The sequence below is a fragment of the Neobacillus drentensis genome (genome assembly GCF_021560175.1).
GTDB classification, from domain to species: domain Bacteria; phylum Bacillota; class Bacilli; order Bacillales; family Cytobacillaceae; genus Neobacillus; species Neobacillus drentensis_A.
Genome location: NZ_CP091110.1, coordinates 2,778,924 through 2,795,313, shown reverse-complemented (window position 1 = coordinate 2,795,313; position 16,390 = coordinate 2,778,924). Strand labels below are relative to the sequence as shown.

The window sequence follows — 16,390 nt, the reverse complement described above, 5'->3', positions numbered from 1 at the left end:
TCAATGTTACTTAATTTAAGTTTAATTTATAATTGAGTAACATTCAAACCATACGCTTGTGAAATACTGATTTATTTATCTTCTGAAATTTAATCAGCAAGTATACTTTTATACATCCAGATTTTTATCAAAATGCACGAAAAGAATAGAAGCTATTAGTAAAAATTTCACAAAAAATAAAAGGCAATTCCCCTTGCAGGAATCGCCCTCGAAAATTATTGTATTTAAAAACACGTAAACGACATAATTCTCCTTGTATCAATACCAAAAATCATCCAGGACCACCCATTCCATCTAAAACCAGCAACCGATCTTGGACCTACAAAAATAGGATAAAACCAAAACGCTTCACCATTGTTCAGCCAAATAAAAGTATTACGGAACTGGCACAACCTAATTGCTCCTGGATCAACCGCAAATGGTGAAGCAACTGCTTGTTGCGGAATAAATGGTGGAGGAGGAGCAGTTGGAGCTTGTGGCATTTGTGATCCGGGTACACCTGGAAAACCTGGTGGTCCCGATAAACCAGGACCAGGTAAACCTGGTAAACCCGGTAGTCCTGGTAAAGAGGGCATTGGTAAACTAGGAAATTGACGTTCCATTTGCTGATCATAAGTTATATAGGAATTTACTGTCTGATTATACATTTAAAAGAACACCACCTAATCTTAAATAGATCTCTAAAGTATTAGTATGTTGTACTGTTCTTTTGTGAAGCTTATTCGAAAGTTAATAACTGCCCATTTGTTACGGACTGTACCTAGCAAGCTTCAGAAATGTATTTCTAATAGCAACAGAAGTGTTGTAATGGTTAAGTGTTAGGAACGCCAATCTGAAATGAACGAAGAGGAATTCTATGAATACTTTGCCCTTGTTAGGTCTATAAAAATTTCTTTTTAAATTTGTTTATGTTCGTGTTTTCTCCAATGATAAAGAAATAATCTCCATTTTGAAAAGGAATTTCTGCAAAGTGAGAGAATACAGGCTCTCCATCTCGAATAAGAAAGGAGACTGTAAGTCCATATTTTCTAGAAAAGTCCAAACTGCTCAATGAATATCCAATCATTTGTTCTGGTACCTCTATCTCGATCGCAGTAACATTTTTTGATATTTCCAGATATTCTTTTAAACCCGCCATCAATTCTTGACGTGCTATTTTGATCCCCGCTTCTTCTTCAGGATAAATGACACGATCAGCACCTAAACTCATTAAAATTTCGCCTATTTCTTTATTGTTCGCTTTTGCAATAATTTTTTTCGCATTCCGCTCTGTAAGCTTCTTTGTAATTAAAATCGCCGAAAAAGCGTCCGTACCAACTGCTACAAACACAGCATCAAAATCGCTGATCACTAGTTCATCCAATACATCATTTTCTCTCAAATCCCCCACAATCGCGTGCGTTGTAAATGGTTCAATATCATCGAGAATCTTTTCATTTTGGTCGACTACTACCACTTCGCATTTATGAGTGTAAAGTTCCTTAACAATCCCACTGCCAAATCTACCAGCACCAATCACTAAATATTGTTTCATCTAAATTCCCCCCTATTACCCAACTGGTAAATCTTCTTTCAAATATCTAGATTTTGTTTTTTCAAAGTTAAATACGAAATAAATCAATGTAAAAATACCGATCCTTCCGACTAACATCAAAATAATTAAGACGATTTTGGACAACACCGTTAAATGGGAAGTTAATCCTAATGAGATTCCGGTTGTAGTAACAGCCGAAACAACCTCTAATAAGATAATTTCTAAGCTTTCGGTTTGAGTTAACGCGAGAAAAATAGTCGATACCACAATCAAAGTCATAAAGCCTATGGCTATTAATATTGAATTGTTCACTGCCTCTTCTGAAATGGCCTTTTTCCCAATCACGGTGTCCTCTTCTGACTTAATAATAGCTTTCATTTTAGCTAACAGAACTGCAAATGTGGTTAAGCGAATTCCCCCGGAAGGACTGGACGAAGCTCCCCCTATGTACATTAAAACCATTAAAACTAATAAAGAAGCCATCGTCATTTGACTAAGGTCTACCGATACAAATCCCGCACTTCGAGAAGAAGCTGAGAAAAAGATGGCATTCGATAGCTTGTCTATCCAAGATATGTGAGAGAATCCATGATTGTATTCCAAAGCCAAAAAGAGGACCGCACCAATTACTAGTAAAGAACTGTGCATTTTTAAATTAATCCGAGAGAACAAACTCTTTCTCTTATTAAAATAAAATAAATACTCCACGATCGTTGGATAACCTAATCCTCCTATAAAAATAAGCGCAGCTGTGACTAATAAGAACTGGGAATCATGCTGAAACGAGATGAAACCGGTACCGAATAGGTCGAAACCATTACCGGTAAAGCTCGATATACTGTGAAATATCGTTACAAAGATCGCTTCCTTTGTACTTTGAATCATTTGGTGAATATCGTTGTACATTAATAAACACCCGATACCCTCCACTAATAACGAGATCACCAAAACCGATAAACTTAAAGATCGAATCAATTTGAAATTGCCTTGATTTTGATCTCGAGACACGAGCAGCATATTTCCCATTGTTAATCTTTTCCCCATCATCATAAACAAGTAACTGATCAGAACAAGAATCCCAATTCCTCCAGCTTGCATCTCCACAGCTAAAATGATCTTCCCTGTCCAAGTAAATTCCCCTAAAATATCGATCGTTGACATCCCCGAACCGCTCAAGGCACTCGTCGAAATAAAGATTGCATCCAGTATCCCTAACTTCTGCTTATGAGAAATGGGTAACAACAAAAGAATTGAAAATGTAATGATACTCACTATATATACTAAAAAAAACAAACGAAATGAGTTTATGGTAGATTTGTTTTGCAGCATAACCTGGAAAAATCCCCTTTATCTTCTTCTGTATTTTCATCTTGTCGTTTTGTTCGTAGTTTTTCGGTTTTTTACTTATTTTATCATTACTGTACCTATAATAATAATATTGTTGTCTGTTATATGAGCCTTTCCTAGGACAACAAGAAAACTCCTTTCTTAATATAAAAGGAGTCTTTATCTGTTAATGAATTTGCTTTTCAAATAACACATACCTGTCATTATTTTTTGAAATGATACTCCATAATACGAGATTCACCATTAAAATTCCTACTGATATCAGAAGGATTAACTGAACTCCTAGAAAAAACAGTCCACTAACCTGGCCAATCATCATGGCAATTACAGGCAGCACGATAACACCGCCAAGGTTCTGGGCTTCCTGATAGGTCTTCACCCTCGCTGATATCAAGATATTCAGCAGCACCGTTAGCAAAATAACCATTGGGGAAAGACAGGTAATTAACACCACCCAGTTACCCGATGGGAAGATCAGCTTGCCAAAAAAAGGATATCCCAACGAATTGATGATAATGCCGCTAATGACAAAACTGATGATGGAAACAAACAATGGCGGGATAAAGGAAGCTACGATCTTGCTCAAAAATAATTTTTTTATAGAAATTGGAGAAAACAATAAACTCTCCAATGTTCGATTTTCCTTCTCGCCAACAAAGCTGTTAGCGGCCACCGTCATAGCCGTAATGATTGGAACCAGTAAAAAAAGGTTAGGAAGCATAAAATTAATGAAAACATAGACAATCTGCTGCTCAAGTGTATAAGAATTTACCTTTTCCCCTGCCGTACTGGAGAGAAAAGCATCAATCAGTTTTCGCCCATCTTCTCCTGCCATTTTTTCGGCATCAAAAATTAAGGCACCGCCTAACACAATGGATGGGAAAATGACAGAAAATAGAATGGGGATGATAATCATGGTCACCAGCAATGTTTTACTTCTAAGGATGACTTTAAGATCTTTTCTAATCAAAGCTTTGCTAATATACGTACCCATTATTTATCCCCCCTAACCCTGAAATAAATTGATTCTAAATCATTGTTCATGATTATGACCGAATAGACAGGATCCCTCTTCAGTAAGTTACTTAGCAACTGAGGGATATCCTTTTTAGAAGGCAGATCAAAAGCTACCATGTCTGCTCCCACCACTTTGCATGAAAACCCTAAAAAATGCTTTTCTTGCGGCTTAAATGTCGTACCCACTTTTACGGTGACGTTTTGAACATATTTATCCTCTAGCTCTGGTAAAGTTCCTTGTTCAACGATCGTCCCATTATCGATGAAAGCGAACGAATCGCAGATTGTTTCTAACTGATGCAAGACATGTGAACAAATGATAATCGTAGTCCCTGTTTCCTGATTATATTTTTTTAGATAAGATATGACCATTTGAATTCCATCAGGATCTAATCCATTTGTCGGTTCATCCAAAAACAGAATGTCCGGTTTATGCAGCAGGGCTTTCGCCAATGCCAGCCGCTTTTTCATTCCGGTACTATACTTTCCCACTGGTTTATCCTGATGTTCTTCCAAATCAAACAGGTCGAGCAGCTCTGCTACTCTTTTCTTATCTGTTACCCCATATAATTCCTTGAATAATTCCAGATTCTCTTTTCCGCTCATCTGGTGATACAGCCCGGCACTTTCCGTCACAATGCCAGATATTTTTCTAATTTCATCTCCCTCTGAGGCAGAATCCATTCCGTTTAATGAAATTGACCCTTTATCGGGTTTGATGACGCCATTCAATATTCGGATAAAGGTCGTTTTCCCTGCGCCATTTGGGCCCAATAACCCAATGATTTCCCCTTTTTCCACCTGAAAGTTTACATTTTCTAATACTGTTTGCTGGCCAAATGATTTATACAAGCCTTCTACATTTATAAAACTAGTCATTTTTCACGAACCCTCTTATAGATATATTTATTTGGGTAAAATTTACCATACTATATATTCCATATTTAATTCCTAAATACCTTTATAGGCTATTGTATTTCTATTAATTAAACTTCAGGCATGTTCAGCTGTTCAATAAGCAAAAAGGTAACAATCCTATGAAAACACAAATTTGCTTAGTATTCTTCATCAACTACATTCGCACCCACTTATCCTTTTGTCACGAAGTGTTCAAATCTTTTTGACTTGTTTATGAACAGATTACTAAAGACCTCCAATTTTAAAATCAATGATTCTATAATGACAATGTAAATAAGCTGATTATATTGTTAATCGCTTTTGATCCTTATTCAATTATTCAATTTAAAAAATGTGTTCAATGGAGAAGAATTAGAAATCGAATTTCATTCACTGGAGGAATTTATCAATGAGTATGTTTTGTTTTCAATGCCAAGAAACCTCAAAAGGAACAGGTTGTACAGTTGTTGGAGTCTGTGGAAAAAAAGATGATTTAGCCAATATGCAAGATTTATTGATCTACACGATTAAAGGAGTATCGATTGTGAATACAATCGCTCGTCAAATTGGGATTAATCAAAGGGAAACTGATGAGTTTGTCGTAAATGGCCTTTTTATGACGATCACCAATGCAAATTGGGATAAAAATGAATTTTTTAATACTGTAAGAGAAGGATTAAAGCTCCGGGAAGAAATTAAAGCAGCCGTCATAAATACAGGCTACACTGTAGACAACACTAGCGACTTTGTCACTTGGAATGGTGAAACCAATCATGAGCTTGAAATGAAATCTGCTTCTCAAGAAGTTAGTATTTTAGCGACAACAGATGAAGATATTCGTTCATTAAGAGAGTTAGTGACTTACGGTTTAAAAGGAATGGCTGCTTATTTAGAGCATGCGGCAAACCTTTGCTATGAAAATGAAGAGCTAAATGCGTTTATGCAAAAAGCACTTGCCATGATTACAGATGATTCTGTAAGTATGGAACAATTGATTGACCTTTCCATGGAATGCGGAAAATACGGCGTTCATGCCATGGAGCTTTTAGATACAGCCAATACATCCACTTATGGCCATCCAGAAATGACGAAGGTAAACATTGGTGTCCGTCAAAATCCGGGTATTTTAATTAGCGGTCATGACTTGAAGGATATGGAACAGTTATTAAAACAAACGGAAGGCACGGGGGTAGATTTGTATACACACAGCGAAATGCTTCCAGCACACTATTACCCAGCATTCAAAAAATATGACCACTTTGTCGGTAACTATGGAAATGCCTGGTGGGAACAAACTCGTGAATTCGAGAGCTTTAACGGTCCAATTTTAATGACAACCAACTGTATTGTACCACCAAAAGCATCTTATAAAGGAAGAATGTATACAACTGGGGCAACTGCTGTTGACGGTGTAACTTATATTCCGAAAAATGAAGATGGTACAAAAGATTTCTCCGTTATAATTGAGCATGCAAAGCAATGCCAGCCGCCAGTTGAAATTGAAACAGGTGAAATTGTTGGAGGATTTGCGCATAACCAAGTGGCTCAAGTAGCGGATCAAGTGGTAGATGCGGTGAAAAACGGTGATATTAAACGATTCTTTGTGATGGCTGGCTGTGATGGCCGTCATAAGAGCAGAACGTATTACAAAGAATTTGCTGAAGAGCTTCCAAAGGATACAATTATTTTAACAGCCGGTTGTGCAAAATATCGATACAATAAGCTAGATTTAGGTGATATCAACGGAATTCCAAGGGTCCTTGATGCCGGTCAATGTAACGATTCCTACTCTCTAGTTATGACGGCATTGAAACTGAAAGAAGCATTTGGATTAGAAAGTGTAAATGAATTACCGTTATCTTACAATATCGCATGGTACGAACAAAAAGCGGTGATTGTTTTCTTATCTTTACTTTACCTAGGTGTGAAAAATATTCACGTTGGTCCAACCTTACCTGCTTTCTTGTCACCAAACGTTACGAACTTCTTAATTGAGAATTTTGGTGTAGGCGGCATTTCCAATACAAAAGCCGACTTGGAAATGTTCATGAACAGCTCCATTGAGGTTCAAGAAAGTACAATAGTTTAATAATAGACTAGAATGATGGATAAAGGGAAAGTCAGTGGCTTTCCCTTTATTTTTTTCGTTTAAATACTACTTAGTCAATTGTCAAAACAAGTTTCCCATTTCCTATCCCTTTTTGTAGCTGTTCAAATCCCTGCGACGCTTGCTCGAGCGGCAAAGTTGTCCCAATCATTGGACGAAGTGCACCACTCGTTAGCATACCAATGACACCATGAATGCTTTGTTCATATTCCTCTTTTGGTGCATTCCAAAGAGCGGTTGCTAAAATATCACATTCCTTTTGCATGGCAAGACGTGGATTGATTTCGATGGAGCCGCGATTTCCAATAATGACAATTTTACCGAATGATGCAATCAGCTTTAAATCGGTTTCTAAATTCTTATTGGCTAAAAACTCAATAATGACATCTGGTCCTTTTCCACCTGTTAAGGCTCGCACCTCTTCAATCGTTGCTTCTGTCACATGATCAATAACAAAATCGGCACCCGCTTGCTGCACCAATTTTTTACCTTCATCTCTGCTTGCCGTTCCAATTACGTTAGCACCGTGGGATTTCGCCATTTGCACAGCCTGTAATCCAACCCCGCCACTGGCTCCATGAATCAGAACGGTTTGCCCTGGCTTCAGAAAAGCTCGTTGAAATAGTGCACGATAAGCGGTTAATGCAGGCACTCCTAATGCTGCCCCTTGTTCAAAGGTTACCTGTTCTGGTAATGGATGAACCGAGGCTGCATCACATACTACTTTTTGAGCAAATGTACCTGTACTCTTTCCTCCCATTAAGGACGCAATAAAGACACGATCACCAACACGAACATTCGTAACCTCTTCCCCAATCGCCTCGACAATCCCAGCGCCGTCTAAGCCTGGGGTATAGGGCAGCTGAGGTATACTAAACGCATATGTACCTGTTAAGGTGTAAGTGTCACTCGGATTGACGCCGGCGGCATATAAACGAACACATACCTCTCCCTTTCCTGCTGCTACTTCCTCTACATTAGTAAAGACTAATTTCTCTGGTCCCCCAAATTCTGTAACTTGAATGGCTTTCATGTTATCAACCTCCTCGTAATAATTATATATCGAAAACTATCATTTACTGTAGTATCAGGGTTTGGACTATGGATTTTCACAAATTTCACTTTTTACGAGCTTGTAGGATGGTCGATCGTTAATAGCTCTATTGACTACTCCGTTTCCTTATTTTGGGTTGGTCAAACGTCAATACGCTCTAATGGCTATCTGGGTTTTAGTTTTTGAATGATTTTCAGTGATTTGATAGACTACTCTACTTTCAAATGCTCCACGAACCGGCCAAGTAAATCACTTAAAACCATTATTTCTTGATCATTGTAAATATGATAAGTCTGGGCATTAAAATCGTTTCGTAACGATTTCAATTGCTCATAAACATGGATTCCTTCCTCTGTTATTTTCACCCGCGTTCGTCTTTTATCTTCAGGGTCTTGAAATAGGGTAACTAAATTTAACTGCTGCAAACGATTGATCATCCCGGTCATATTTTGTTTCGTGACAAGCATTTCTTCTTTTAGTTCCCCGATAGAAATGTCTACTCTATTTATGATGGTTCTAAGAATGACCCATTGCTGTATACTAGTCAGTCCAACCTCGGAAACCATTTTTGCACCATATCTATTTAAGAGATTGGATATCCTAAAGAAATCTAACGTTATGTTTGTTTTTACTTCTTCCATACATACCTCCGCATCTTTAAATTATCACTATCTTAATGCAGTGAAAAAACTTAGTCAAGTAGTTGACTAAGTTACAAGGATAACTTAAACTAGTTTAGTCAATAACTTGACAAAAGAAGGACTTATATCTAATTTTTTAAAAATAAAGGAGACAAAACATGCCAAAAACAACAACGAATCGTAAAATGGTAACCGTTGCGATGCTGGTTGCGATTTTATTAGTCGCGATTGATGTCACGGTTGTCAGTACCGCCATGCCGCGGATTGTCAGTGACCTCAGCGGGTTAAAATTAATCAGCTGGGTATTTGCCATCTATACCCTGACCACTTCGGTAACGACCCCTATTTACGGAAAGTTATCTGATTTATTCGGCCGAAAAAAAATCTTTATCACAGGGGTTATTTTGTTTGTAGCAGGCTCCATGTTGTCAGGTGCTGCACACACGATGACTCAATTAATTTGGTTCAGAGCCTTTCAAGGAATTGGCGCAGGTGCGGTTATGCCATTAACCTTTACGATTATTGGTGACCTCTACCCTGGGGAACAACGAGCCAAAATGCAGGGAGTATTTAGTGCAGTCTGGGGAATTGCCGGTCTTCTGGGCCCACTGGTAGGCGGCTTCTTTGTAGACCAAATCAGCTGGCGTTGGATTTTCTATATAAATTTGCCGGTTGGGTTAGTTTCACTTGTGTTAATCTCTGTCTTCTTCCATGAAACCGTTGAATTGAAAAAAGACCGAAAAATTGACTATCTTGGAGCGATTACGTTTACAATTGGGATTTCGACTCTATTATATGCTCTACTAAATGCTGGCCCAGGACAGAAATATGCATGGAATTCGACAGCTATTTATATCCTGTTTGCTGTTGCGGTGATCTTTATTGTGCTGTTTGGCTATATTGAAACCAAGGTGAAGGAACCGATGCTTCCTCCATCCTTATTCAAGATTCCCGTGATCCTCGTTTCCAATCTTATTGGATTTCTAGCAGCTTCTGTCCTGATTGGGGTAAATGTTTATTTACCAATGTGGATCCAGACGATTCTTGGCCACAGTGCAACGAGCTCAGGACTTACGCTTATGCCAATGTCGATCGCATGGCCATTGGGTGCTACTTTTGCCGGCCGATATATGTATAAAATTGGCTCTAAGTTTACAGCTATCCTTGGTGCTGTATTGATTGCCCTCGGTGGCACATGGCTGCTTGCGGTGGAGCTGGACTCCCCGTATTGGTATTTTGTAGGAATTATGATTGTGATTGGTCTTGGAATGGGTTACGCGACCACTCCAACCACCGTTCTCGTTCAATCAGCGGTAGGCTGGCAAATGCGTGGTGCGGCAACTGCATCCAACACGTTTACTAGGTCGATTGGCCAAACGGTTGGGGTGGCTGTCTTTGGAACGATTTTTAACAACTCCTTGATTACTTATGGGAAAGAACATGCAGGCGGAGGTTGGAGCGGCGGAGGCAATATTAGTAATGTCTTAAGCTCCGAAACGATTAATAAGCTGCCTGCTAATGTCATTACAATGATCCATGAAGGGCTCGCTCATGGAATGCACTTAGTGTTTATTCTCGTGTTTTTTATTGGGGTCGCGAACCTCATTGCGACTTTCTTCCTTCCTTCACACAAGAAAGTCATGGAGCATCAAAAGCAAGTTCAACATTAGGTTTTAAGCCGCCAATTTGGTGGCTTTTATTTTCCACAGTGTTGTAATTTTGGGGCCGTAATTAAAAGCTTAGTGTTCTTTTTCTCGTTTGCATGACATAAATGATTTTTAAAAGATCTTAGCGGGTAACATAATTCTATAAGTTAGTTTATTGCAGTTCAAATGCTTACACATCGGGGGACCTTATGCGTTATTCAATGTTTAAACGAGCCTTAATTGGGAAACCGCTGAAAACGAGTGAGTTAGGCGAACAACGATTAGGTAAATTAAAAGCACTTGCCATCCTGTCATCAGATGCCTTGTCCTCAGTGGCATACGGTCCAGAACAAATCATCATTGTGCTATCCACTTTAGGTCTTATTGCCCTCTGGTATTCGGTTCCGATTGGAGTAGGTGTCCTCGTCCTTTTAGCTGCACTCATTTTATCCTATCGTCAAATCATCTACGCATATCCTCATGGCGGGGGTGCCTATGTTGTCTCGAAAAGTAACTTGGGGAAAAATGCAGGCCTTGTAGCAGGCAGTTCATTATTAGTCGATTACATCTTAACAGTCGCCGTAAGTGTTTCAGCCGGAACCGATGCCATAACATCGGCATTTCCACTATTACATCCCTATAATGTGGTTATCGCTTCCTTCTTAGTTATTTTGATTACGATTTTAAACCTCAGAGGTATTACGGAATCTGCATCTGTTCTCGCCTATCCCGTCTATATCTTTGTCCTGGCGTTAGTCCTTTTGATTGGAGTTGGACTGTGGCAAATTGTTAGCGGTCATATTCCATCCCATTTACATACACCAATCGGGACGGCTGTTCCTGGGATTAGTTTATTTTTCCTGTTGCGCGCCTTTTCATCAGGCTGCTCGGCACTTACAGGAGTAGAGGCTGTTTCAAATGCTGTTCCAAATTTCAAGGAACCTGAAGCTAAAAATGCCGTTCATACGTTAATGATCATGGGGGGCATTTTAGCGGTTCTTTTCACGGGCACGATGTTTTTAGCCTATTGGCTTGGGATTTCTCCCAAAGCAGATGAAACCGTTGTTTCCCAGATGGCATCTAAAATTTTCGGAAGAAATTTCCTATATTACTTTATCCAGGGAACTACAGCTCTTATTTTGGTACTTGCTGCAAATACAGGATTTTCTACTTTCCCTATGTTAGCGGTTAACTTCGCGACCGACAAGTATATACCGAGAATGTTCCTAAACCGCGGGGATCGACTAGGCTATTCAAATGGAATCCTTACGCTAAGTGTGGCATCCATTCTATTGATTATCATCTTTGAAGGAGCGACAGAACAACTTATTCCCCTTTACGCAGTAGGTGTATTTATCCCTTTCACCCTGTCACAAACGGGTATGATTGTGAAATGGATTCGAGAGAGACCTTCTGGCTGGCAATGGAAAATGACCATAAATCTAATTGGCGCACTGATTACTTTCACGGTTGTGATCATTTTCTTTATCACAAAATTTTCTCAAGTCTGGTATATTCTCATCTTCTTACCGATTATTGTCTTTGTGTGCCATCGGATTAAAAGGCATTATGATGCCGTTGGTGAACAACTTAGGATTACTGCGGGTGATGAAGCTCTACCGTTAGAGGGTAACATTGTTATTGTCCCGGTTGCGGGGATTTCTAAGGTTGTCGAAAACTCATTAAACTATGCGAAGATAATTGGTGACTCCGTTATTGCCGTTTATGTAGCTTTTGACCGTGAGAGTGAGAAACAAATGGAGGATACGTGGATGGAATGGCAGCCAGATATTCGTCTTGTGACTTTGTATACATCCTACAGAAGTTTATTACGACCAATTGCACGCTTTATCGAAATCGTTGAGGAAAAGGCGAATGAACAAAAGTACACAATAACCGTATTAATTCCTCAATTTATTACAAAGAAAAGATGGCACGATTTCTTGCATAACCAATCAAGCTTGTTATTACGGCTCTACCTCATTTATCAAAAAAATGTGATTGTTTCAACCGTACCCTTCCGATTAAAAAAATAAACGGCATTCTTTGATGGGCAGAAAACAAAGTGCTAGGGAATCCAAAAATAAATTTGGGGATTCCCTTTTTTTATTCAAAGGTAATTAGGAGAATTGGAGATAATAGTTGCCGCTTTTACTCCTCGTTGACCTTGTACCACGTCAAAAAAAGCATTACCGTTTTCCAGTAATGCACCCGTTAAACTATGTATACCTTTCACAATTCCCTTATAACTTTGGTGGCATATTTTTTACAATGCGGCCAAGGTGATTTCAGCTTTTATTCCACTTTCTAAAAACCCTTAAATTCGTATATAAGACAAAAAATATTAGAGGATAAAGACAAGCAGAATACCACAATTTCCACCCATTATAGTACAGATAATCTGTTTGTACGATTAACCACTCAAATAGAGTTGAAAAAATGGACCAAATCATAATGTATCTTAATTTACTCCAGAAGCTCTCTCTTATTGGAAAGTAGTTTAGAAATAAAATATTTACTGGAATGAAATACATAAAGCAACTAAAGAACCCTTGCCATTGAAACCCATGTTTGAAGTAACCGTAAAGGTTTAAATGCAGGTCTAAAACCTCGTCAGTAATAAAGCCGTAAAGTACAGAAAAGAGTGAAGTTGTGTATAACTCTGATTTTGTTAAGTTTTTATGTACAAAATATGAAACCAAGATAAGAATAATAAAGAAAATGTAAACTAAAATAGTCATTTAATTCTCCCATTTTTGTGTTTGTTTGACTTATAAAAGATGATCGGGGGAACAAAATTCTCGGCTTATCTCTTGCTTAATTAACGTGACTGAGCTATATTTCCCTTTATAATTCTTAACCTATACAAAAATGACCAGATTATCCATATCATTAACCAGATTGGAAACATGAACTATGATTTAGTTGACCTTAACGGCATTTAATAGTAATTTGTATATGCAAATGTCAAATTTTATGTAATGAAAAAGGCTTTACTTCTCTTTGAAGTAAAGCCTCCGTTCGTAACAACAAAAGGAATTAATTAGATCTCGATTATTCAGCCGCAAAAGCCTGTGCTTTAGTTAAATGAACCGTACCAAATGGATGTTGTGGAGGAGCATAGATCGAGTAAAGTTTTAACGGGGTATTACCTGTATTGGTTACATTATGCCAGGTGCCAGCCGGTATCATAATGGCAAAATCATCAGATACCTTTTGAACAAAGCTTAAATGATCTTTTCTCTTGCCCATTTGCACAATCCCTTGACCTTGTTCAATCCTTAAGAATTGATCAACGTTAGGGTGAATTTCTAAACCGATGTCATCACCAACATTAATACTCATCAAGGTAACTTGCAAATGATTTCCTGTCCACAAAGCGGTGCGATACGTATTGTTCTGCTTGGCAGCCTCATTAATATTAACTACAAATGGTTTCCGCCCATAATCTTTTACCCTATTTCGTGCGTCATCATAAATATTCCAGTAATCGGGTTGTCTTATATAATGATTATAATTTGGGACATTGCCATAATTACCATATGGTTGATATGGGTATGGCTGCATCCAAGGGGTATAGTACATCTTATCCAATCCCTTCACAAATTTATTCTAATTATCTTATGACAATTTTGTGGGAATGTACTTATGCGCAGGGCGAACTTAGCCCAAAACCGTTGGTCCACTTAATGGAACTATTGAACAAAAGTTAAACACAATCTTCAACTGCTGCCACTTTAACTTGTATACTTTCCTGTAAGCTTTGATACTCTTCTGAAATATATGTAAAATAACTCCAGTTTGCTTAAGGTTGTCAACCCTCAATTTCAGTGAAAATTTAACTATTTTATCACACTATTAGACCTAATTAGTACTTTCTAAAAAAGTTTCCCGAAAGTCTTAATAGATAAGGGTTCTAAAGTTGTTTTATCTAAATAAAATTCGCCTGAATTGCTTTGACTGTAAAATCGTCCCAGAAATATGACAAAAAACATATGTTAGGATAATTATATGTTAACTAGTAAACTTTCATACAGGAGGATCTTAACATGTTATTGAGTAAAACAATTCTAACTTTAGCAGCATCGGGTGCCTTGTTTGGGGCAAATCCTACATTACATCAAGATCATTCATCAACCACACCTGTACAGCAGAAAATTTATTCGATTCAAGGAACCAATGTAAATTCAGATGAGATTAACAGAATGATAGAAGTATATTTAAGTAAAATGGAAAGCAACTCACAAACTTCTGTTTCCCAAAAGCAGCCGGCCCAGACTCAGCCTGCTCAAACGGGCCAACAGCCAACTCAAGCTCAGCCAGTGCAAACCGTCAACACACAGCCAGTACAGCCGTCAACAGCGAGAACAACCACTACAACTCAAACAACCGGCACATTAAGTGCTTTTGAACAAAAAGTGGTTGATCTAACAAATCAAGAGCGAGCTAAAAATGGCTTACCAGCCCTTAAAGTGGATACAACGTTGAGCAAAATGGCACACGAAAAAGCACGTGACATGTCGGCAAACAACTATTTTAGCCACACTAGTCCTACTTATGGGTCTCCTTTTGATATGATGAAGAAATATGGCATTACCTATAACTATGCTGGTGAGAATATCGCCATGGGACAGCAAACTCCTCAGGAAGTTGTCAATGCATGGATGAATAGTGAGGGTCACCGCAAAAACATTCTCAGCCCGAACTTCAACTACATAGGCGTTGGTTATGTGGCTCAAGGAAATTATTGGGCACAGGATTTTATTGGTAAATAAAAAAGTTCATTTATCTATATCCAAAAATCTAATTTTTGTTCATATAAAAAGGCATCATCTAATTTGAAGATGATGCCTTAATGATCACTCATATAGATTCACCTAAAAATAATAGCAATGGCTAAAATTCCCCAAGCTATATAGATGGATGTATCTCAATACGATCGGTTCTTGTATAGATGTTTAAAGAATGATTGCGGAGAAAACCAACGGTCGTAATTTGTAGCTCTTCCGCCAGCCTGAGAGCCAATTCGGTCGGAGCTGATTTTGACAGAACAATGCCGCATCCTATTTTGGCTACTTTTAGTAGTACTTCCGAAGATAGTCGACCACTAAATACAATGACCTTGTCTGAAAGGGTTATTGAATGCTGTAAGCAATGACCATAAATTTTATCTAGGGCATTGTGTCGTCCTATGTCCGTTCTGTCGACAATGATACCGTTACGGTCACAAAGGGCTGCATTGTGGACTCCGCCTGTATCCTGAAAGATAGCAGACGACTCCTGCATAAGTCGCATCAAATGAAAGCATTGGTCAATAGAAACCGTCACATCAACGTTATCCAGTGGTTTAACGGTTCTAGCATCATTATAAAAATAAAAGCTTTGACGGCTTTTCCCACAGCAAGATGTTACTACTCGTTTAGAATGGAACAATTCATTTAGTTTGTTGACCCTATACGTATTTACAATTGCACGGCCAGTTGCTTCTATAATCGTAAGCTCTTTAATTTCTGTATGACTTCTGATGATTCCTTCTGACGCCAAAAAGCCAACTACTAATTCTTCTAAGTGCTCTGGGCTACAAACAAGTGTAGCAAATTCCTGATCATTTAGAACAATGGTGATCGGATATTCAGTGACGATCGTATCCGTTACTCTGAGTATGGCCCCATCCTCATACCGCCATATAATGGTTTCCATTTTCATTGGCTGATCCATACTTTTCACTCCTAATTACTTCCCCTCAATCGTTTGGTCAAATACGAATACAGTCATAGCAATATCTTCATCAACATTAATATCGGAAAATAACCGTATTACTTTTGCCCCCATCAAGTTTTCAAATCTTAAAAGGACCTCTGGCTTTTTATATATATTCTTCACAAATGTCGTTCTCGTTTGATGTACCATCTTTTCGCCATTTTCTGAATGAAGCATAAACTTCTCTATATTTGTCAGGTTCCCTTTCATTTCACTGATCGCCCAAGAACCGATAAATTTTGTGGTGATTTCCTTCGGACCATTTCCTACATGTTCTTTCCTAATTTCGCGAACAAGCATACTAAATTGATGCTCCAGATTCTTTCCCATTACTGTCCCTTCTTTTCCATACAAGTTAATTTGATTCTATGGAGGAAACCCATTTAT

The 16,390-nt window shown here is 38.3% G+C and carries 15 protein-coding genes; 4 read left to right on the top strand and 11 right to left on the bottom strand.

Going from position 1 to position 16,390, the window contains the following annotated elements; genetic code table 11:
* Nucleotides 1-224: 224 nt before the first annotated feature.
* From L1999_RS12950 to ccmA, 5 genes are all read right to left on the bottom strand, one after another.
* Nucleotides 225-647 (bottom strand): collagen-like protein, encoded by a 423-nt coding sequence (locus L1999_RS12950; protein ID WP_235743918.1) that lies wholly within the window; start codon nucleotides 645-647, stop codon nucleotides 225-227.
* A 233-nt stretch (nucleotides 648-880) separates the two neighbouring features.
* Nucleotides 881-1,534, bottom strand: coding sequence for a potassium channel family protein (locus L1999_RS12945; protein ID WP_235743917.1), 654 nt, complete (start codon nucleotides 1,532-1,534; stop codon nucleotides 881-883).
* A gap of 15 nt (nucleotides 1,535-1,549) precedes the next feature.
* Nucleotides 1,550-2,863, bottom strand: a complete 1,314-nt coding sequence (locus L1999_RS12940; RefSeq protein ID WP_235743916.1) for a TrkH family potassium uptake protein — start codon at nucleotides 2,861-2,863, stop codon at nucleotides 1,550-1,552.
* A 184-nt stretch (nucleotides 2,864-3,047) separates the two neighbouring features.
* Nucleotides 3,048-3,875, bottom strand: coding sequence for an ABC transporter permease subunit (locus L1999_RS12935; protein WP_235743915.1), 828 nt, complete (start codon nucleotides 3,873-3,875; stop codon nucleotides 3,048-3,050).
* Nucleotides 3,875-4,777 carry a heme ABC exporter ATP-binding protein CcmA gene (gene ccmA, locus L1999_RS12930; protein WP_235743914.1) on the bottom strand — a complete coding sequence of 301 codons (903 nt, stop codon included), beginning with the start codon at nucleotides 4,775-4,777 and terminating at the stop codon, nucleotides 3,875-3,877. Before ccmA ends, L1999_RS12935 begins: the two co-directional genes overlap by 1 nt.
* Before the next feature lie 433 nt (nucleotides 4,778-5,210).
* Between ccmA and hcp the strand changes: the two genes are divergently transcribed.
* Nucleotides 5,211-6,884 (top strand): hydroxylamine reductase, encoded by a 1,674-nt coding sequence (hcp, locus tag L1999_RS12925; protein WP_235744337.1) that lies wholly within the window; start codon nucleotides 5,211-5,213, stop codon nucleotides 6,882-6,884.
* 70 nt (nucleotides 6,885-6,954) lie between these two features.
* Here hcp and L1999_RS12920 read toward each other — a convergent pair whose 3' ends face one another.
* On the bottom strand, nucleotides 6,955-7,935 hold the full coding sequence (locus L1999_RS12920) for an NADPH:quinone reductase (protein WP_235743913.1): 981 nt from the start codon (nucleotides 7,933-7,935) through the stop codon (nucleotides 6,955-6,957).
* Nucleotides 7,936-8,165: 230 nt separating this feature from the next.
* Nucleotides 8,166-8,597: a MarR family winged helix-turn-helix transcriptional regulator gene (locus L1999_RS12915; RefSeq protein ID WP_235743912.1), complete on the bottom strand. Its 432-nt coding sequence runs from the start codon at nucleotides 8,595-8,597 to the stop codon at nucleotides 8,166-8,168.
* Between the two features lie 158 nt (nucleotides 8,598-8,755).
* Here L1999_RS12915 and L1999_RS12910 point away from each other — a divergent pair, with 158 nt between their 5' ends.
* Nucleotides 8,756-10,267 carry an MDR family MFS transporter gene (locus tag L1999_RS12910; protein WP_235743911.1) on the top strand — a complete coding sequence of 504 codons (1,512 nt, stop codon included), beginning with the start codon at nucleotides 8,756-8,758 and terminating at the stop codon, nucleotides 10,265-10,267.
* A gap of 185 nt (nucleotides 10,268-10,452) precedes the next feature.
* Nucleotides 10,453-12,279 carry an APC family permease gene (locus L1999_RS12905; RefSeq protein WP_235743910.1) on the top strand — a complete coding sequence of 609 codons (1,827 nt, stop codon included), beginning with the start codon at nucleotides 10,453-10,455 and terminating at the stop codon, nucleotides 12,277-12,279.
* A 252-nt stretch (nucleotides 12,280-12,531) separates the two neighbouring features.
* Here L1999_RS12905 and L1999_RS29845 read toward each other — a convergent pair whose 3' ends face one another.
* A complete protein-coding gene (locus L1999_RS29845; RefSeq protein WP_430540018.1) occupies nucleotides 12,532-12,984 on the bottom strand; it encodes a CBO0543 family protein in 453 nt (150 codons plus the stop codon).
* Nucleotides 12,985-13,297: 313 nt separating this feature from the next.
* Nucleotides 13,298-13,828 (bottom strand): cupin domain-containing protein, encoded by a 531-nt coding sequence (locus L1999_RS12900; RefSeq protein WP_235743909.1) that lies wholly within the window; start codon nucleotides 13,826-13,828, stop codon nucleotides 13,298-13,300.
* A 464-nt stretch (nucleotides 13,829-14,292) separates the two neighbouring features.
* Here L1999_RS12900 and L1999_RS12895 point away from each other — a divergent pair, with 464 nt between their 5' ends.
* On the top strand, nucleotides 14,293-15,018 hold the full coding sequence (locus L1999_RS12895; RefSeq protein WP_235743908.1) for a CAP domain-containing protein: 726 nt from the start codon (nucleotides 14,293-14,295) through the stop codon (nucleotides 15,016-15,018).
* A gap of 136 nt (nucleotides 15,019-15,154) precedes the next feature.
* Here L1999_RS12895 and fdhD read toward each other — a convergent pair whose 3' ends face one another.
* On the bottom strand, nucleotides 15,155-15,961 hold the full coding sequence (fdhD, locus tag L1999_RS12890; protein ID WP_235743907.1) for a formate dehydrogenase accessory sulfurtransferase FdhD: 807 nt from the start codon (nucleotides 15,959-15,961) through the stop codon (nucleotides 15,155-15,157).
* A gap of 15 nt (nucleotides 15,962-15,976) precedes the next feature.
* Nucleotides 15,977-16,333 (bottom strand): Na-translocating system protein MpsC family protein, encoded by a 357-nt coding sequence (locus L1999_RS12885; RefSeq protein ID WP_235743906.1) that lies wholly within the window; start codon nucleotides 16,331-16,333, stop codon nucleotides 15,977-15,979.
* Nucleotides 16,334-16,390: the final 57 nt, after the last annotated feature.